The 19,094-nt window shown below is 62.4% G+C and carries 17 protein-coding genes; 7 read left to right on the forward strand and 10 right to left on the reverse strand.

Annotated features, from left to right (window positions below; translation table 11 throughout):
- Nucleotides 1-39 precede the first annotated feature (39 nt).
- The 6 genes from ACFSM5_RS15360 to ACFSM5_RS15385 are packed head-to-tail and all read left to right on the forward strand — an operon-like array spanning nucleotide 40 to nucleotide 5,643.
- Complete coding sequence (locus ACFSM5_RS15360; protein WP_379877353.1) at nucleotides 40-849, forward strand: outer membrane protein assembly factor BamD; 810 nt, start codon at nucleotides 40-42, stop codon at nucleotides 847-849.
- 17 nt (nucleotides 850-866) lie between these two features.
- Nucleotides 867-2,531: a DNA repair protein RecN gene (gene recN, locus ACFSM5_RS15365; protein ID WP_379877354.1), complete on the forward strand. Its 1,665-nt coding sequence runs from the start codon at nucleotides 867-869 to the stop codon at nucleotides 2,529-2,531.
- On the forward strand, nucleotides 2,528-4,717 hold the full coding sequence (gene ligA / locus ACFSM5_RS15370) for an NAD-dependent DNA ligase LigA (RefSeq protein WP_379877355.1): 2,190 nt from the start codon (nucleotides 2,528-2,530) through the stop codon (nucleotides 4,715-4,717). Before recN ends, ligA begins: the two co-directional genes overlap by 4 nt.
- Nucleotides 4,718-4,721: 4 nt before the next feature.
- Nucleotides 4,722-5,054, forward strand: a complete 333-nt coding sequence (locus ACFSM5_RS15375; protein ID WP_379877356.1) for a hypothetical protein — start codon at nucleotides 4,722-4,724, stop codon at nucleotides 5,052-5,054.
- 20 nt (nucleotides 5,055-5,074) lie between these two features.
- The gene (locus ACFSM5_RS15380; protein ID WP_379877357.1) at nucleotides 5,075-5,332 is read left to right on the forward strand and encodes a DUF4926 domain-containing protein; all 258 of its coding nucleotides are present in this window, start codon (nucleotides 5,075-5,077) and stop codon (nucleotides 5,330-5,332) included.
- Nucleotides 5,332-5,643, forward strand: coding sequence for a DUF6883 domain-containing protein (locus ACFSM5_RS15385; protein ID WP_379877358.1), 312 nt, complete (start codon nucleotides 5,332-5,334; stop codon nucleotides 5,641-5,643). Before ACFSM5_RS15380 ends, ACFSM5_RS15385 begins: the two co-directional genes overlap by 1 nt.
- A gap of 49 nt (nucleotides 5,644-5,692) precedes the next feature.
- Here the strand turns inward: ACFSM5_RS15385 and ACFSM5_RS15390 are convergent, their stop codons facing one another.
- The 7 genes from ACFSM5_RS15390 to ACFSM5_RS15420 form a co-directional block, all read right to left on the reverse strand.
- A complete protein-coding gene (locus ACFSM5_RS15390; protein ID WP_379877359.1) occupies nucleotides 5,693-6,955 on the reverse strand; it encodes a polyhydroxyalkanoate depolymerase in 1,263 nt (420 codons plus the stop codon).
- A gap of 112 nt (nucleotides 6,956-7,067) precedes the next feature.
- Nucleotides 7,068-7,343 carry an acylphosphatase gene (locus tag ACFSM5_RS15395; protein ID WP_379877360.1) on the reverse strand — a complete coding sequence of 92 codons (276 nt, stop codon included), beginning with the start codon at nucleotides 7,341-7,343 and terminating at the stop codon, nucleotides 7,068-7,070.
- Between the two features lie 12 nt (nucleotides 7,344-7,355).
- The gene (locus ACFSM5_RS15400) at nucleotides 7,356-8,648 is read right to left on the reverse strand and encodes an adenylosuccinate synthase (protein ID WP_379877361.1); all 1,293 of its coding nucleotides are present in this window, start codon (nucleotides 8,646-8,648) and stop codon (nucleotides 7,356-7,358) included.
- Between the two features lie 18 nt (nucleotides 8,649-8,666).
- The gene (locus ACFSM5_RS15405; RefSeq protein WP_379877363.1) at nucleotides 8,667-9,914 is read right to left on the reverse strand and encodes an ATP phosphoribosyltransferase regulatory subunit; all 1,248 of its coding nucleotides are present in this window, start codon (nucleotides 9,912-9,914) and stop codon (nucleotides 8,667-8,669) included.
- Between the two features lie 58 nt (nucleotides 9,915-9,972).
- The gene (locus ACFSM5_RS15410) at nucleotides 9,973-10,137 is read right to left on the reverse strand and encodes a DUF1328 domain-containing protein (RefSeq protein WP_379877364.1); all 165 of its coding nucleotides are present in this window, start codon (nucleotides 10,135-10,137) and stop codon (nucleotides 9,973-9,975) included.
- A 312-nt stretch (nucleotides 10,138-10,449) separates the two neighbouring features.
- Complete coding sequence (serA, locus tag ACFSM5_RS15415) at nucleotides 10,450-12,027, reverse strand: phosphoglycerate dehydrogenase (RefSeq protein ID WP_379877365.1); 1,578 nt, start codon at nucleotides 12,025-12,027, stop codon at nucleotides 10,450-10,452.
- Between the two features lie 83 nt (nucleotides 12,028-12,110).
- Nucleotides 12,111-13,271, reverse strand: a complete 1,161-nt coding sequence (locus ACFSM5_RS15420) for a phosphoserine transaminase (protein ID WP_379877366.1) — start codon at nucleotides 13,269-13,271, stop codon at nucleotides 12,111-12,113.
- 258 nt (nucleotides 13,272-13,529) lie between these two features.
- Between ACFSM5_RS15420 and ACFSM5_RS15425 the strand changes: the two genes are divergently transcribed.
- The gene (locus ACFSM5_RS15425) at nucleotides 13,530-15,731 is read left to right on the forward strand and encodes a methyl-accepting chemotaxis protein (protein WP_379877367.1); all 2,202 of its coding nucleotides are present in this window, start codon (nucleotides 13,530-13,532) and stop codon (nucleotides 15,729-15,731) included.
- Between the two features lie 239 nt (nucleotides 15,732-15,970).
- Here ACFSM5_RS15425 and ACFSM5_RS15430 read toward each other — a convergent pair whose 3' ends face one another.
- The 3 genes from ACFSM5_RS15430 to gltX form a co-directional block, all read right to left on the reverse strand.
- Complete coding sequence (locus ACFSM5_RS15430) at nucleotides 15,971-16,195, reverse strand: hypothetical protein (RefSeq protein WP_379877368.1); 225 nt, start codon at nucleotides 16,193-16,195, stop codon at nucleotides 15,971-15,973.
- Nucleotides 16,188-17,501 (reverse strand): citrate synthase, encoded by a 1,314-nt coding sequence (gltA, locus tag ACFSM5_RS15435; RefSeq protein ID WP_379877369.1) that lies wholly within the window; start codon nucleotides 17,499-17,501, stop codon nucleotides 16,188-16,190. Before gltA ends, ACFSM5_RS15430 begins: the two co-directional genes overlap by 8 nt.
- Before the next feature lie 132 nt (nucleotides 17,502-17,633).
- Entirely contained in the window at nucleotides 17,634-19,037 is a 1,404-nt protein-coding gene (gltX, locus tag ACFSM5_RS15440; RefSeq protein WP_379877370.1) for a glutamate--tRNA ligase, read from the reverse strand.
- Between the last annotated feature and the right edge of the window lie 57 nt (nucleotides 19,038-19,094).

The following is a 19,094-nucleotide window of genomic DNA, read 5'->3' on the forward strand; positions in this document are numbered from 1 at the left end:
GCTTTGCCGCCGGTTCTTGATGTTAGGAATATTCGGTCGATGACTTCGCCCTTGCGTGTCGCTCTCCTGCTGTCGGCCTTGTTGCTGGCGGCCTGCTCCTCGAACAAGGAAGAGGACACCTACGTCGAAGCGCCGGTGGAAACCCTCTATAATCAGGCGACGGACGCCATGTTGGCGGGCGAGTACAGCCAGGCTGTGCGGCTGTTCGACGAAGTGGACCGCCAGCATCCTTATTCGGTCTGGGCAACCAAGGCGCAGTTGATGAGCGCCTATTCGCATTATCTCCAGGATCAGTTCGACGATACGATCATTGCTGCTGACCGTTTCATTCAGCTGCATCCCGGTAATCGCGATGTCGCCTATGCCTATTACCTGAAGGCGATCAGCTTTTACGCACAGATTGCGGATATCGAACGCGATCAGGCGCTGACCGATCTGTCGATGAAGTCGCTGGAAGAGGTCTATCGCCGCTTCCCCGAAAGCCCTTATGCCCGTGATGCGCGCGTCAAATACGATCTGACCCGCGATCATCTGGCGGGCAAGGAAATGGAAGTCGCACGCTTTTATATGCGTAGCGGCCATTACGGCGCCGCGCTTTCGCGCTTCCGGGTGGTGGTGGAGAAGTTCCAGACCACCAGCCACGTGCCTGAGGCTCTGCTGCGCCTGACCGAATGTTACCTCGCTATCGGTATCAAGAACGAGGCGCAGACCGCTGCCGCCGTGCTTGGGCATAACTTTCCCGGATCGCGCTGGTATGAGGAGGCTTATTCGCTTCTGACCGGCGCCAAGCTCGAACCCCGCGCGGACGAGGGGTCGTGGATGAGCCGGGCCTTCAATTCCGTCTTCTAGGCCAGGGGAAGCGCGTCATGCTTCTACGTCTGGGTATCCGCGATGTGGTGCTGATCGATCGGTTGGATCTGGATTTCGGATCCGGTCTGTCGGTGCTGACCGGCGAAACGGGCGCGGGCAAGTCGATCCTGCTGGACGCCCTGGGGCTGGCGCTGGGTGCACGGGCCGATAGCGGTCTGGTGCGGGCTGGGGCGACCCAGGCGGTTGTGACAGCAGCCTTCGAGATTCCCGACACCCATCCCGCCTGGGCGCTGCTGGCCGAAAACGGTCTGGAGCGCGAGGATGAGTTGATCCTGCGCCGCACCCTGTCGGCCGATGGCCGATCTCGAGCGACTGTGAACGATCAGGCGATCAGCGTCGGTCTGTTGCGCCAGTTGGGTGCCCTGCTGGTCGAGATCCAGGGGCAGTTCGACGGCCATGCCCTGATGGATAGCGGAACCCATCGCGGCATTCTGGATGCCTATGGCGATCTGACGTCTCTGGTGACCGCCAGCCGGGCGACCTGGCGCGAATGGGCCGGGGTGCGCGAAGCCAAACGCGTGGCTGCCGAACAACTGGCCAGGGTCAAGGCGCAGGAGGAATACCTGCGCCATGTGGTGGGTGAACTTGATAAGCTCGATCCCCAGGAAGGGGAGGAGAGCGAACTATCGGCGACCCGCGCGCGCCTGCAATCGCGCGAAAAGCTGCTGGGGACGCTCAATAACGCCCTCTCCGCCCTCGCCGAAGAGGATGGGGCAGAAGCCAAGGTAGCCTCCGCTACGCGTCTCCTGTCCCGTGCGGGCAGCGATGCGGGCGATCTGGATCCGATCCTGGCCTCCCTCGACCGAGCCTCCAGCGAATTGGCGGATGCGACCGAGACGCTGGCGCGCCTGCTGCGCGACGACGGCTATTCTGAAGGTCAGCTGGAGCGGCTTGAAGACCGGCTGTTCGCTCTGCGCGCTGCGGCCCGCAAACATCAGGTGACGGGCGATGAGTTGCCTGCACTCTATCAGCGCCTGAAAGAGGAACTGGCTGCCGTCGATAACGGCGAGGCGGGTCTCAAGAAGTTGGAAGCCAGCGAGGCGGAAACCCGCAAGGCCTATCTGGCGGCGGCTGAAGCCCTGTCGTCGGCGCGCAAGGCATCGGTGCTGAAACTGGACGCCGCCGTGATGGCGGAGCTGCCGCCCTTGAAGCTGGACCGCGCGCGCTTCACCACTCAAGTGGCAAAACTGCCGGATAACAATTGGGGGCCGGATGGCATCGATGATGTCGCCTTCCTGATCGCGACCAACCCCGGCTCCAACCCCGGTCCGCTTGGCAAGATCGCCTCGGGCGGTGAACTCTCGCGTTTCCTGCTGGCGCTGAAGGTGGTGCTGGCGGGCGTGGCCCCGGTGCCGACCTTGGTCTTCGACGAAGTGGATAGCGGTATCGGCGGCGCGACGGCAGCGGCGGTCGGTGAGCGGCTGGCGCGGTTGGGCAAGGATCTTCAGCTGCTGGTCATCACCCATTCGCCCCAGGTGGCGGCCTTGGGCGATGCGCATCTGAATGTCGTGAAATCGACGGCCGAGGCCGGGGTCAGCACGACGGTCCTGCAGCTGACCACCGACCAGCGTCGGGAAGAGATCGCCCGCATGCTCTCGGGCTCCAGCATTACCGACGAGGCGCGCGCGGCGGCCTCCAAGCTTATATCGAGGATTGCATGAGCTCTGGCTCGGACGTCGCCACCCGCATCAAGGAACTGGCCGACCAGATCGCCTATCACGACCAGCGCTACCACGGCGAAGATGCACCGGAAATCAGCGACGGCGACTATGACGCCCTGCGGCGCGAGCTGGAAAAGCTGATCCAGGAAAACCCGCAGTTCACCGAAGAGGCTGCTCCGGCAGGCCGCGTGGGCGCAGCGCCCAGCGCAGGCTTTAAGAAAGTCCGCCACGCGCGCCCGATGATGTCGCTGGGCAATGCCTTTACCGACGAGGATGTGACAGACTTCCTGGATGGCGTCCGTCGCTTCCTGGGGCTGGCAGAGGATGCACCGCTCGATATCTCCGCCGAACCCAAAATCGACGGGCTTTCGCTGTCCCTGCGCTACGAGAAAGGCCAACTGGTCAACGCCGCCACGCGCGGCGACGGGCAGGAAGGCGAAGACGTCACCGCCAATGTGCGCACTATCGCCAGCATTCCCCATGCTCTGAAGGGCGAGGCGCCGGACGTGGTCGAAGTGCGCGGCGAGGTCTACCTCACCCGCGACGCCTTCCTGGCGATCAATGCCGAGCGCGCGAAGGAAAACGAGAAGCTGGAGGCGGCAGGCAAGAAGCCGAAGATCCTGTTCGCCAATCCGCGCAATGCGGCAGCAGGCAGCCTGCGTCAGCTCGATGCCAAGATCACGGCCTCTCGCCCGCTGGCTTTCTTTGCCTATGCGCCGGGTGAGCTGTCGGCGCCGGTTGCGGATAAACACTCCGGTTTTCTGGATCGCCTGCGCGGTTGGGGCTTTACGGTCAACGAGCGCTCGAAGCTCTGTCACACCCTGGATGAGGTGCTGGCCTTCTATCGCGGGATCGGTGATGTGCGCGCCTCGCTGCCCTACGATATCGATGGCGTGGTCTATAAGGTCGACAACCTCGACTATCAGCAGCGCCTGGGTTTCGTCTCGCGCGCGCCGCGCTGGGCGACGGCCCATAAGTTCCCCGCCGAACAGGCCCGGACCCGTCTCAAGGCCATTACCATCCAGGTCGGTCGCACCGGCACCCTGACACCGGTTGCCGAACTGGAGCCGGTCAATGTCGGCGGCGTCATGGTCGCGCGCGCCACCCTGCATAATCAGGACGAACTGGTGCGCAAAGATGTGCGTATCGGTGATCTGGTCATCGTGCAGCGGGCGGGCGATGTCATTCCGCAGGTGGTGGGCGCCGTAGCAGAAGAGGGACGCCAGCGGGCCGAGCCCTTTGTATTCCCGACCAATTGCCCCGTCTGCGACAGCCACGTGGAGCGGGTCGAGGGAGAAGTTGCTCTGCGTTGCACCGGCGGCCTCGTCTGTTCGGCCCAGGCGGTGGAGCGCTTCCGGCATTTCGTCTCCCGTGATGCCTTCGACATCGAAGGGCTGGGCGAGAAGCATATCGTGGCGTTCTTCGAACGCGGCTGGCTGAAAAGCCCGGCCGATATATTCCGCTTGCCTGAGAGAAAGTCGGATCTGCTGAAGATCCAGGGCTGGAAGGAACTGAGTTTCCGCAATCTGGAGCGGGCTATCGAAGCGCGACGGGTGATCCCGCTCGATCGCTTCATCTATGCGTTGGGCATACGGCAGGTCGGCCAAGCGACGGCCAAGCTGCTGGCGCGCCACTATGGCAGCCTGGATACCTTGCTGAAGGCTTTGCAGGATGCTGTTGCCGAGGTTGCGGCGGAAACGCAAAAGCGGACGGCGATCATCACGGATCTCTTTGGCAATCTGCCGCCCGACTCTCTCCAAAGCGAAGCCGTCCAGTCCGCTAAACCCCTTACCGCTGGCGCCTATATCGATCTTACCAATATCGACCAGATCGGTCCCGGCGTGGCGGGGGACCTGCTGGCCTTCTTTGGCGAGGCACATAACCTTGAAGTCATCGCCGACCTGCGCAGCTTCGTGACTGTCGAGGATGTCGCTGCGCCCGTTGCGTCCGGTAATCCGGTTGCGGGCAAGACGGTGGTCTTCACCGGCGAACTGGTCCGGGTGACCCGCCGTGAGGCGAAGGCCCGCGCCGAGAGCTTAGGGGCAAAAGTCGCAGGTTCGGTTTCCTCCAAGACCGATTATGTCATCATCGGTGCGGACGCCGGATCCAAGGCGACCAAGGCGCGGGAGCTGGGGCTCACCACGCTGACCGAAGATGAATGGCTGGCTTTGATCGAAGGAAACTGAGGCGGTGGCGGTAACGGGCGGTTTGATCGATCTCAGCGACTATGATCCGGGCGTCTATCTGTTGGGCGCCGATGGGTCGCCTGCGCTGGTGCATCTCTATGAGGAGGGCGACTACAAGCTCTCCGACGTCGTCGAGTTCTATGAATTGGGCGAACTGCTCGAAGAAGACGGTGCGCCGGGCCTGGAGCTCGACGAGAAGGAGATCCTTCAGCTTGCAAAGGCGGTGGCGAAATTCGGCGAGGACCATCCGCCCGAGTTCAATGCCATGTGTACGGCCATCGTCGAGTCAGTCGAGGGCAATGAGGATGCGCCCTACAGCTTTTATTCGAACTTCTGAGGCTTGAAAGTATCGGCGAAATGGCCGATCTTTTCCTCATGGCTGTACGCAACACCTATACGAAAACTCATGAGACGAGCAATGGCACGATATCGGCAATTGCCGAGTATACAGCCGTTATGTTGACCCATGATTTTGAGCATCGTGGGACGCGATATTTGCGCGGCACTCGAGGTACGGTCGTCCATAAACATAACGAAGATGCCTTCGAGGTGGAGTTTTCTCAGCCTAAATTCTCGGTCGTCACGCTGCGGGGAGCGGATATCGTCGCGTTCTGATGTTTATCGACCCGAGGAAGCTGACCGCCTATTTGCTGAATGAAGATCATCCGGTTGGCGCCGCCAAGGCCCGCTTCTTTACGCGGTTCGGTTTCGATATCCAGCAATGGCAGGAGTTTGCTGAAGCTCTTAAGCAGCACCTAAGTACGGCCGTCTTGGATGATATAGATGGGTCGAGTGCTTACGGTGAAAAGCGTACATATAGATGCAATCTGCCAACGCCGGATGGTCGCGATCCCTGCATTCTTTCAGTCTGGCAGTTCAGGGGCGATGATTGGCATTTGGTGACAGCAGTACCGCAGCCAGAATAAAAAAAAGCCGGGCAAACGCCCGGCCTTTTCCTTTGGATCCAAACCTGCCTTAAGCGTTCTTCTGAATGAATTCGGCGATGCGCGGCATGATCTGTTCGCGGAACTTGCGGCCGTTGAAGACGCCGTAGTGGCCGACGCCCTGCTGGACATAATCGATGCGGTTTTCCGAGGGCACACCGGAGCACAGCTCGTGCGCGGCCTGGGTTTGCCCCGCGCCGCAGATATCGTCCTCGGCCCCTTCCACCGTCATCAGGGCGGTGCGGAAGATGGCTTCGGGTTCGACGAGGCGGTCGCGATACATGAACTTGCCCAGCGGCAGATCATATTCAACGAACACCGCCCGCAACGTCTCGAGATAGAATTCCGCCGGCATGTCCATGACCGTCAGATATTCCTTATAGAACCGCTTGGAGGTGCTGGCGCTTTCGCCATCGCCCTTCACCAGATTCTGGAACATGTCCATATGGGCGCGGAAATGGCGGCCCAGGTTCATGGACACGAAGCCGGACAGCTGCAGGAAGCCTGGATAGACCGCGCGCATCATGCCCTTGTAGGGCGGCGGCACGCGGGTCACGACCATCTGCTTGATGGCTTCCAGCGGATAGCGCTGGGCGAATTCGTTAATCTTGGTCGGGCTGATCCGGGTATCGATCGGGCCGCCCATCAGAACCATGGAGCGCGGCTGGGCCGGGTCCTGGTCCATCGCCATCAGGGCAACGGCGACCATCAGCGGCACGGCGGGCTGACAGACGGCGATGGCGTGGGTGTCGGGGCCGAGATGGCGCAGGAAACCCTGGAGATAATCGATGAAATCATCCAGGCCGAAATCGCCCTGCCACATGGGCACTTCGCGGGCGTTCTGCCAGTCGGTGATATAGACATTGTGATTGGGCAGCAGCGATTCGACCGTGCCACGCAGCAGCGTCGCGTAATGACCCGACATCGGCGCCACAAGCAGGACCGTTGGCTGGTTCTCCTGGCCCTGCTTCTGGAAATTCAGAAGTTTGCAGAAGGGCAGATCGACGACGATCTGTTCTTCGACTGGAACCAGATGGCCGTTGACGACCGTTGTGCGGATATTCCAGTCCGGGCGATCGTGCAGCGGTTTTGCATCCGCGAAGACGTCGCAGGCAGCGGCGAAGGTCTCGAACATCGGATTGGCGCTAAGGGCGGTCTTGCCGAAGACATCATGGCCCTTGGCGGTGCGAACCTGATCGGCAAACCAGCGCATCGGCTCCAGCGCCGACTGACCGGCGGCATAGGCCTGATAGAGGAGCATCGAGGTTTCCCAGGGCTTCAACTGCGGTGCCATTCTTGTTCCAAACCCTTCCGTTTTTTTGCACTGCAAAGCAACGCACAGAAACAGGTTAGGCTGCAAGTGCTTAACAGATTGTTGGGATTGGCAACCTTCACAGGGAGGGTGCTTAAACCGTCGGCAGCCGCTCGAAGCCGGATGCGGAGGGGGCCTCCGCATCTGAGGTGACAATTTCTGTCACTTGTGAGATGGAAGGGCCGCGCTGGCAATCGGCCAGCATGGCGGAGACGGCGAGTTCGTCGCCGGAAAAGACCGCTTCGACGCTGCCGTCCATGCGGTTGCGCACCCAGCCCGAAAGCCCGTGGCGCTTGGCAGTCCGCACCGTCCAGTCACGATAGCCGACGCCTTGGACGCGGCCTTTGATCATGACATGGACGGTGCGCACTTTATCGGATCCTTACGGCGCGAACGGATCGCGCATCAGGATGGTGTCGTCGCGCTCCGGAGAGGTGGAGAGCAGGGTCACCGGCGCTTCGATCAGTTCTTCGATGCGCTTGACGTATTTGATGGCGGCGGCAGGCAGTTCAGCCCAGGAGCGCGCGCCGTTGGTGCTGTCGGTCCAGCCTTCGATGGTCTCATAGATCGGCTCGACCTTCGCTTGCGCGCCCTGGCCCGCGGGGAAATAGTCGATCTCCTGACCATCAAGGCGATAGCCGGTGCAGATCTTGATCTCTTCGACGCCATCCAGAATGTCGAGCTTGGTCAGCGCGATGCCGTCGATGCCCGAGAGCTTGATGGCCTGACGGACCATGACGGCATCGAACCAGCCGCAGCGACGCTTGCGGCCCGTGTTCACGCCGAACTCCTTGCCGCGACGACCCAGGCCCTCGCCGATCTCGTCGAACAGCTCGGTCGGGAAGGGGCCGGAGCCGACACGGGTGGTGTAAGCCTTGGTGATGCCCAGGATATAGCCGACCGCGCCCGGCCCCATGCCCGAACCGGCTGCAGCCTGACCTGCGACGGTGTTGGAGGAGGTCACGAAGGGATAGGTGCCATGGTCGACGTCCAGCATCGAGCCCTGCGCGCCTTCGAACAGGATGCGCTTACCAGCCTTATGGGCCTCGGCAAGGGTGCGCCAGACCGGCTTGGCAAACGGCAGCAGCTTGGGTGCCAGTTCGGTGAGTTGGGCCATGACTTCTTCGGCCTTGATCAACTCGGCGCCCAGGCCCTTCAGCAGGGCATTGTGGTGGGCCAGCAGACGCTCGATCTTGCCCGGCAGAGTGTCGGGTTCGGCCAGATCGCAGACGCGGATGGCGCGGCGGGCAACCTTGTCTTCATAGGCCGGGCCGATGCCGCGACCGGTGGTGCCGATCTTATTGGCGCCCGAGGCCTCTTCACGCGCACGGTCGATGGCGCCATGGAGCGGCAGGATCAGCGCGGCATTGTCGGCGAGCTGCAGATTGTCGGCGGTGATGGACACGCCCTGACCGGCGATCTTCTCGATTTCGGCCAGCAGAGCCCAGGGATCGACCACGACGCCATTGCCGATGATGGACAGTTTGTTCTGACGCACCACGCCCGAGGGTAGCAGGGCCAGCTTGTAGGTCACACCATCGATGACGAGCGTATGGCCCGCGTTATGACCGCCCTGGAAACGCACAACGATATCCGCGCGCTCCGACAGCCAATCGACGATCTTGCCTTTACCTTCATCGCCCCACTGCGAGCCGACAACGACGACATTGCTCATGGTAAATCCGTTTCTTAACTAGAGCGCGACGATGGCGTCGCTTATCCACACATGACGGCAATTGAGGCGCTTTGCCTCCGCCGCCGGATCGTGATCGATTTGGAGCCCTGCAACTGTCACCCAGCCCTCCGACCGATGCCATTGGGCAATGGTCGCAGGCGTGCCGAGAGGCAGATAGAGGCGCTTGCGCGGCTTTGCCGAAGGGGCGGCCTGCATGACGGCATCAAGATAGAGCGTGACGCCCGTAGCGGGTTGGCCTGGCTCGTCATCCATCGGGGTGACGCCATAGCGACCGCCGCGACCCAGCTCGCCCCGCACACCGGTCGCGAACAGCGAGAAGCCGACGCCGGTATAATATTCGAAGCCGCGATGCTCGACGGGGTCGAGGGTCAGGCCGATGTCCGGCACCTCGTCCAGGATCGCTTGTACGATGGCTTTGAGCTTCTCGCGATAAGGCGCGACGGCGGCGGGCAGTTCCAGGCTGGTCAGCAGCATCAGCGCGGCACGGGCCGGGCCGGTGGCGGCCAGAAGGCCCGCCAGCGTTTCACCTGCAGGACCGGCCAGGGCGGCAACGGCAGCAGCATCTTTGCGATCCAAGGCAGCGCGCAGCTCGGAGCGGGCGTCGCCATGGATGCCATATTGATCCAGCACGGCCGGAACCAGCGGCGCCAGATTGAGGTCCACCGACAGGCCCTTGAGGCCCAGGGCGCGCAAGGCCTCGATAGCGATGCGGATGACTTCTACGTCAGCGGTGACCAGATCCGGGCCGATCAGCTCGGCGCCGACCTGGGTCAGCTGACGCTCAGGATTGAGCTGATCGCCGCGCACCCGCAGCACCGATCCGGCATAGGCCAGACGCAAGGGGCGCGGGCGGCCGCCAAGTCGTGTCGTCGCAATGCGGGCGATCTGCACGGTAACGTCCGGGCGCACGGCCAGCATGCGCTGAGACACCGGGTCCATCAGGCGGAATGTCTGGGCCGCGACCGAGGCGTCGGCGCCATTGAGCAGGCTATCCTCGAATTCGACGAGGGGCGGATCGACACGCTCGTAGCCTTCGCCCGCAAAGGAGCGCAGGAGGGTGTCGATGCAATGCGCCCTATGCTCTGCCTCGGGGGGCAGTTCATCGCGTAAACCGGCAGGCAGCAAGGCCCGGCGGGCGTAATCCGTGTCGGCAGGTAGGGCCACGGTGGCCTGATCCTTCAGGGCTGAAAACACGACAACGCCGGTGCGGACTTTCGTCCGACCGGCGTTGCAGGACCAAACCACAGTGGAGGCCTTAGGGCAATCCTAAAGCGCCGTCTGCGGGGCTATTATGACGATATGTCTACCCTCGTCGCACGAGCCCGCCGATGAGCGAGACGCCGAACAGCACCAGGAAGACAATGAACAGCACCTTGGCGAAATCGGTTGCCAGTGCCGCTACGCCACCAAAGCCGAGGAAGCCTGCCACGATGGCGATCAGCAGAAAGACTAGGGCCCAGCGGAGCATGATTCTCTCCCTTCAACTCTCTTGAATTGAATAATCGTGGAAGAGAAACGCAGCGCAGGGCAGGAAGTGGCAGGCAGTCACGATTTTGTTGCTGGGGGGATGAAGGGAGTATCTCCCCTTTCTTTCCGCCGTCATCCCCCGCTTCATGCGGGGGATCTCCTCCGGGAGCTTGTCCAAATCGGGCCGAGTACTGTGTGGAATCGCACCCGGAGGAGATGCCCCGGACAAGCCGGGGCATGACGAGATTTTTAGCAAATAACAAAAAGGGCCGGAGGTTTCCCTCCGGCCCAAATCACGCCCCGACCGTGTCGGTTAGAACTGCAGAGCCTTGGCTTCGACGACCTGCGGCAGGCGGCGGACCTTGTCGATGAGGACGGCGCTGATCGGCGCATCGACTTCGGTCAGAAGGATCGCTTCCTGCTGGGCGCCGGTGCGGCCCAGATGGAAGGTTGCGATATTGACGCCCGCATCGCCCAGCAGGGTGCCGAGCGCGCCGATGAAGCCCGGCTTGTCGAGGTTGCGGATATAGAGCATGTGCTTGCCCAGTTCCGCTTCCAGCGCCACGCCGCCTAGCTTGGTGATGCGCGGCAGCTTACCGGCGACCAGGGTGCCTTCCAGATGCAGGGTGCCTGCATCGGTGGTCACGGTCAGGGTCACGAGGGTGTGGTAGTCAACGGCGCTGTCACGCTTCACTTCGGCAATCGCGATGTTGCGTTCCTTGGCGACGACCGGGGCCGAGACCATGTTGACCTCTTCCAGCGCATGGGCCAGCAGACCCGAGAGCGCGGAAGCCGTCACCGGCTTGGCATTGATGGTTGCCGCTTCGCCGTGGAATTCGACCGTGACGCCGGTGATGCCATCGGTGATCAGCTGCCCCGCCAGGCTGCCGAGCTGACCCGCCAGTTCCATGTAGGGGGTCAGGCGCGGGGCTTCATCGGCAGAGACCGACGGCATGTTGACGGCGTTGGTGACGGCGCCATCCAGCAGGAAGTCCGACATCTGTTCGGCGATCTGCAGGGCAACGTTTTCCTGGGCTTCCGAGGTGGAGGCGCCCAGATGCGGGGTCACGACGACGTTTTCCAGGCCGAAGAGCACATTTTCCTTGGCGGGTTCGGTGACGAACACGTCGAAGGCGGCACCGGCGACATGGCCGCTGTCGAGGGCGGCGCGCAGGTCGGCTTCGACGACCAGACCGCCACGGGCGCAGTTCACAATCCGCACGCCCTTCTTCATCTTGGCCAGTGAGGCGGCATTGATGATGTCGCGGGTGTCGTTGGTCAACGGGGTGTGCAGGGTGATGAAGTCGGCGCGGGCGAACAGTTCGTCCAGTTCGACCTTTTCAACACCCAGAACCTTGGCGCGTTCAACCGACAGGAACGGATCGAAGGCCACGACCTTCATGCGCAGGCCGACGGCACGCTCGGCGACGATGGAGCCGATGTTGCCGCAGCCGATGATGCCCAGGGTCTTGGCCGTCAGCTCGACGCCCATGAACTTGGTCTTTTCCCACTTGCCCGCATGGGTCGAGGTATTGGCCTGCGGGATCTGGCGGGCGAGGGCGAACATCATCGCGATGGCATGTTCTGCCGTGGTGATGGAGTTGCCGAACGGGGTGTTCATGACGACGATGCCGCGCGCGGTGGCGGCCGGAACGTCAACGGTATCGACACCGATACCGGCACGGCCAATGACCCTCAGGTTCTTGGCGGCGGCGATGATCGGGGCAGTGACCTTGGTGGCCGAACGGACTGCAAGACCGTCGAAATCGCCGACGATTTCAGCCAGTTCCTCGGGCTTCAGACCGGTCTTGACGGTGACGTCGAGGCCGCGTTCGCGGAAAATCTCGACGGCGCGGGGGGACATGCTGTCGGCAATAAGAACCTTGGGCATCGGATGGACCTCTGGCGGTGGCCCCGCCGCCTCGAAGGCTGACGGGGCATCATTTCAGGAAAACTGACTAATGGTCTAAAGCGTTAGGCCGAAGCGGCCGCTTTGACTTGCGCGTAGGCCCATTCGATCCAGGGCAGCAGGGCTTCCAGATCGCTGGTTTCGACGGTCGCGCCACCCCAGATCCGCAGACCCGGAGGCGCATCGCGATAGGCGCCGATATCGTAGGCGACCTTTTCCTTTTCCAGCAGGCCGGGGATCTTCTTGGCGACATCGGCCTGGGCTTCGGGCGAGAGCGCCGTGAACCAGGGGTCGACGATCTTCAGGCAGATCGAGGTGCAGGATCGGGTTTCCGGCTTCACGGCCAGGAAATCGAAATTGGCGCTGGCATCGACCCATTTGGCGACGGCGGCGAGGTTGGCTTCCGAACGGCCGATCAGACCCTTCAGACCACCAACCGACTTCGCCCACAACAGGCTGTCGCGATAGTCTTCGACGCAGAGCATCGAGGGGGTATTGATGGTTTCACCCTTGAAGATGCCGTCGATCAGCTTGCCGCCCTTGGTCAGGCGGAAGATCTTGGGCAGCGGCCATGCCGGGGTATAGGTTTCAAGCCGTTCAACAGCGCGGGGGCTGAGGATCAGCATGCCGTGGGCGCCTTCGCCGCCCAGCACCTTCTGCCAGGAGAAGGTGACGACATCGAGCTTGTCCCAGGGCAGATCCATGGCGAAAGCGGCCGAGGTTGCGTCGCAGATCGTCAGGCCCTTGCGGTCGGCGGCGATCCAGTCGGCATTGGGAACGCGAACGCCCGAGGTGGTGCCGTTCCAGGTGAAGACGACGTCATGGTCCGGATTGACCTGGGCCAGATCGACGATCTCGCCATAACCGGCCTTGAGGGTGCGGGCTTCGATCTTCAGCTGCTTGACCACATCGGTCACCCATTCGGAGCCGAAGCTTTCCCAGGCGACCATATCGACCGGGCGGGCGCCCAGCGCCGACCAGAGGATCATTTCGACCGCGCCGGTATCCGAGGCGGGAACGATGCCGATCTTATAGTCGGCGGGAACGTTCAGAACTTCGCGCGTCAGGTCGATGACTTCTGCGAGGCGAGCCTTACCGGGCTTGCCGCGATGCGATTGACCAAGGACTGCGTCTTTGAGGGCCTCGACAGTCCAACCAGGGCGCTTTGCGCAGGGACCGGAGGAAAAATAGGGGACGTTTGGACGGACTACGGGCGTCGTCGTCATCGTAACTACTCCATCTGGCCGGTGACGCGCTGTCCGGCCGCTGCTTCGCGTCGAAACCGACAGTGCAGACGACTGGGTCGTTTGTCAATTCCAAGGACGCGCAGCTGTCCCCCGCTTTTCGAATGCGTGACAATCATCATCGCACCGCTCGGAATGGAGTGGAATTTTCGTGCCAGCAAAGCTGCGCGGGAATAAGATGGACGCAGAGCACGGTGGGGCACAACCGGGCGACGATAAAAGCCGACCTAGGGGGGACTCATGGCTCAATCGGATTCACTGCAGGGCGCGGATAGCGCCGTGCGGGTGCGCTTTGGCATCGGTGGCAAACTGCTGACCGCCTTTGCCGTCATCATCTTGACAACGATTGTCTCGGCTGGCGTGGGCTGGTGGGCTAATCAGCGTCAGGGTGCCCGGATGGCGGAACTCGCCGATCAGCAGGTCCCAATTGCTCTGACGACCGCCCGGCTGGCCGAAAGCTCGGCTGCTATAGTAGCCGGTGCGACGGGCCTTGGCGGCGCCACCAGCTATGATTCCCGCGATGCGGCTGAAAAAGCCCTGGAATCCGCCTTCGGTGACTTCAAGAGCGCCCTGACTGAGCTGGAGGCCTTGGGGGTCGGGACAGAGCGTCTGGCGCCGCTGACGGCGCAGGTCGCGGGTATGCGCACTCAGACCGATCACCTCAATAAGCTGGTCAACGAGCGGCTGACGATCAGCGCAGCTCAGGAAGACCGCGTCAATGGCATCCGCCGTCGCCAGGAAACCATGCTGCAGCGGATCGCCGCCCCGACCGCCCGCCGTCTGCGCGTGGCGAACGAGGTGCTGGACAAGGTGCAGGCTGCCGTCCTGGAAGCCTCTGCCGATGCTGCCAAGGTTTCCGATCTGCCGGTGGCAGTGGCCCAGGTGGTCGACCGCGACTATTCCCCGGCGATGGCGATCTATCGCCAATATATGAACCTGACCTCCCAGACCAATTTCATGGTCGGCCTGCTGTCGGAAGCGGCCAATACCCCCGACGGCGGGCGTCTGTCCCAGATCCAGCGGCGGTTCGATCCGCTCAAGTCCGAACTCAATGCGCTGACCACGGCGGTTGCCAAGGACGAGGACGGGATCGCGCTCGCCAAATTCGTGAAGGAAATCCTGGATATCGGCGCGGGTGAAGAGGGTATCTTGCGTCAGCGCGCCCGCCAGCTCGACCTTCTGAACGAGGTGGATGTGGCGCTGCTCGATACCGCGAAAGCGGCCGAGGAACAGCGCAAACAGGTTGCCGATTTCCTGTCGGGTATCCGGACCAGCGTCTCCGCAGCAGGCGTCCAGGCGGGCGAAGAGTCGGAAGCAGCGGCAACGGCCCTGATCGTGACCGTGGTGATCGGCGTACTGATCGCAGCGGGGATCGCGCTTTTCTATGTGAAGGGCCGGTTGGTGAAGCGGATGCTACGCCTGTCGGATGCCATGCGCGCCCTGGCCGATGGTCAGCTCAACGTTGCCTGTGATGTGCGGGGCAATGACGAGGTCGGCGCCATGGGCGAGGCGCTGGAAGTCTTCCGCGCCAATGCCGAGGCGGTCCGTGAGGCGGAAGTCCGTCAGCGGGAAGAAGAAGAACGCCAAGGGCAGGAGCGCCGCCGGGTTCGTCTGGATCTCGCCGACAGCTTCGAGCGTGAAGTGAAGTCGGTGGTGGATCAGGTGTCGATGGCCACTGCGTCTTTGAGCGATACCGCCGATGGCGTGTCGCGCAATGCCGAGGAAACCCGCCGCGAGGCCGGGGCTGCCGCGACCATGTCGCAGTCGGCAACCCATAGCGTCGAGACGGTGGCGGCGGCGGCAGAGGAACTGCTGGCGTCCTTCCGCGAGATCGGCACCCAGGTTCAGCGCTCCTCCGAAGTCACTCGGGCTGCGGTGCAGGATGCGGAGAATACCAACGCGACGGTCGAAAGCCTGAATGCCGCCGCCTCCCGTATCGATGAGGTCGTGCGCCTTATCACCGATATCGCCGGGCAGACCAACCTGCTGGCCCTGAATGCCACCATCGAGGCGGCGCGGGCAGGCGAGGCGGGTAAGGGCTTTGCTGTCGTCGCGGGCGAAGTCAAAAACCTTGCCAGCCAGACGGCCAAGGCGACCGAGGATATCTCGGCCCAGGTTGGCGCGGTGCAGCAGATCAGCCGCGATGTGGTCGGGGCTATCCGCCATATCGCCGGTCGCATCGGTCAACTCGATGAGATTTCGAGTGTGATTGCGGCTGCGGTCGAGGAACAAGGCGCGGCGACCCAGGAAATCGCCCGCAATGTTTCTGAAGCTGCCGGTTCGACGGCCGATGCGCTGGCCCGCATCAATACGGTCGCCGAGGCGGCTGTGACAGCGGGCGAATCTGCTGGGATCGTGCAGGCGGCGGTGCGGGAGATGTCGCAGCATGCGGCGCAGTTGAACAACCAAGTCGGCGGGTTCCTGACCCAGATCCGCGCCTAGCGTCGCTCGGCGGGAGGGCCATCTGCGTCGTTGCCGGCAAAAGAACTCCGTCATCCCGGTGCTTGACACCGGGATCTCCTCCGGGAGCGCGTCCGATCTTGGCTGAGCTCGCGGGGGTAAGCCTTCAACGGAGATCCCGGGATCAAGTCCCGGGATGACGATTTCGGAAGGTTCTGGCTAAAACAAAAAGGCCCGGCATCGCTGCCGGGGCTTTTTGTATTATCGACGGACAATCGCGGCTAGGACAGGAGCGCTACCACCATCAGGGCGGCGATGCAGCCGGCCATGACGACATAGGCCAGACGCCCGCCGTTGCTCCGCAACCACTTGCCTGCGGACTGCCGGTTGGAATTGGCAGGGGCGGGCTGGTTCAGGCGACGCAGGGTGACGACGCGTGCGACGACAGGCGCGGAGGATGTCCGCGCCTGTCCGTTGCTAAGCCGCGATTTGTCCCGATTAGCCACGCTTCGCCAGCGGGACAAACGGGCGTTCGGTTTCGCCGGTATAGAGCTGACGCGGACGGCCGATCTTCTGGCTGGGATCCTCGATCATTTCCTTCCACTGGCTGATCCAGCCAACGGTACGGGCAACGGCGAACAGCACGGTGAACATCGAGGTCGGGAAGCCCATCGCACGCAGGATGATGCCCGAGTAGAAATCGACGTTCGGGTAGAGCTTGCGTTCGACGAAGTACGGATCTTCCAGGGCGATGCGCTCCAGTTCCATCGCGAGGTCGAGGAGCGGATCCTTGACGCCGAGCTGGGAGAGCACTTCGTGGCAGGTCTTCTGCATCACGGTCGCGCGCGGATCGTAGTTCTTATAGACGCGATGGCCAAAGCCCATGAGGCGGAAGCTGTCGTTCTTGTCCTTGGCGCGCTTCACGAACTCAGGAATACGGTCCTTGTGGCCGATCTGCTGCAGCATCGACAGCACGGCTTCGTTCGCGCCGCCATGGGCTGGGCCCCAGAGCGAAGCGATACCGGCGGCGATACAGGCGAACGGGTTTGCACCCGACGAACCGGCCAGACGCACGGTCGAGGTCGAGGCATTCTGTTCGTGATCGGCATGGAGGATCAGGATCCGGTCCATCGCCTTGGTGATGACCGGGTTGCTCTTCCAATCCTCACACGGGACGCCGAACATCATATGCAGGAAGTTTTCCGAATATGACATTTCGTTGCGCGGATACACGACCGGCTGACCGATCGAATATTTGTACGCCATGGCGGCCAGGGTCGGCATCTTGGCGATCAGGCGATGGGCCGAAACCATGCGCTGATGCGGATCATGAATGTCGAGGCTGTCGTGATAGAAGGCCGACATGCCGCCGACCATGCCGGTCATGACGGCCATCGGATGGGCGTCACGGCGGAAGCCGCGCAGGAAGAACTGCATCTGCTCATGCACCATCGTATGATACGTGATGCCTTGATCGAATTCCTGCTTCTGGCCCGCGTTGGGCAGTTCGCCATTCAGCAGCAGATAGCAGACTTCCAGGAAGTCAGACTGCTCGGCCAGTTCGGCGATCTTGTAACCGCGATGCAGCAGAATACCTTCATCGCCATCGATGAAGGTGATGCCGCTTTCGCACGAACCGGTGGCCATGAAGCCCGGATCATAGGTGAAATAGCCGAGCTGGCTGCCCAGCGCCCGGATGTCGATGACCTTGGGGCCAATCGAGCCCGACAGTACGGGCAGGTCGACGCGCTTGCCGGTCGCATTGTCGATCACGGTGACGGTATTCGGGTTAGTGCCTGTGGTCTCGGTCATCGAAACTCCCCAATTTTTGCCCGCCTAGTGCGGGGGGTCCCCTTTTTTCGGTCGTTGCCGGCCCCTGGCGCTTAAGCTCGAGGTCGTCGATAGGCAGAACCGTTCGAAGGTATGCGTCGACTGACAAATCTGTCAGCTGGCGTCAGATAGGTCGCCTATCCTGCCACAAATTTCATCCCTGCCAAGTAGCTCCATCACCTCGAAGATCGGAGGCGAGACGGTGGAGCCGGTGGTGGCAGCCCGCAGGGGCTGCGCGATATCGCCCAGTTTGATCCCCGCTTCTTCCGAGAGGGCGCGGGCGGCGGCCTCCAGATCTGCGGCGGTCCAGGACGGTAGTTCCTTCAGGCGGGTCTGCATCTGCGACAGAATCGCGCTGCCCTTCTCGACCATGGCCTTGGCCTTATCGTCGAGGCTGAGCGGACGCGACTTGAAATAGAACAACACACCGTCGGCAATTTCGACCAGTGTTTTCGCACGCGGCTTCAGGCCGGGCATCGCACGGGTGAGCAGATCGACCTCGCCAGTGGCAAGCGCACGGGCTAGTTTCGCCTCGACCAGCGGGCGGACCGCAGCGGCCAGGTCGGCGTCTGCGCTTTCCTTGATGTAGTGCTGATTGACGCTGGCGAGCTTCAGGAAATCCAGGCGCGAGGGCGAACGGCCCACGTCCTTGATGTCGAACCATTCGCGGGCCTGGGCATCGCTGAAATATTCATCGTCGCCATGGGCCCAGCCCAGGCGAACGAGATAATTGCGCATGGCGGCGGGCAGATAGCCCATCTCCTCATAGGCCTCAACCCCTAGGGCGCCGTGGCGCTTGGAGAGTTTGGCGCCGTCCGGACCATGGATCAGCGGGATATGGCTGAAGGTCGGCACGGCCCAGTCGTTGGCCTTGAAGATCTGAACCTGACGGAAGGTGTTGGTCAGGTGATCGTCGCCACGGATGACGTGGGTGATGCCCATGTCGTGATCATCGACCACGACGGCCAGCATGTAGGTCGGGGTGCCGTCGGCGCGCAGCATGACGAGATCGTCGAGCTGGGAATTCTGAACCGTCACTTCACCCTGGACGAGGTCATTGACCGTGGTGGCGCCATCCTGCGGGGCCTTCAGACGGACAACAAACGGCGCCCCGGCAGGTGCTTCGGACGGATCGCGGTCGCGCCAGCGGCCATCATAGCGCTGCGGCAGACCCTTTTCCTTCTGCTCGGCCCGCATGGCATCAAGTTCTTCGGTCGTCGCGAAGCACTTATAGGCGCGACCGGCGGCCAGCATCTGGTGCGCGACCTCGGCATGGCGAGCGGCGCGGGCGAACTGATAGGTGATGTCGTCATCCCAATCGATCCCAAGCCACTTCAGGCCGTCGATGATCGCCTGGGTCGCCTCGGGCGTGGAGCGAGCGCGGTCGGTATCCTCGATACGCAGCAGGAACTTGCCGCCCATGTGACGGCTGTAGAGCCAGTTAAAAAGGGCCGTACGGGCGCCACCGATATGCAGGAAGCCGGTGGGCGAGGGCGCGAAGCGCGTGACGATGCTCATGTGAACCTGAAAACACGGGATATGAAAATGAGGCTCCGAACATAGACCCGGGGAGGG

This window comes from Lacibacterium aquatile (genome assembly GCF_042683105.1).
GTDB classification, from domain to species: domain Bacteria; phylum Pseudomonadota; class Alphaproteobacteria; order Elsterales; family Elsteraceae; genus Lacibacterium; species Lacibacterium aquatile.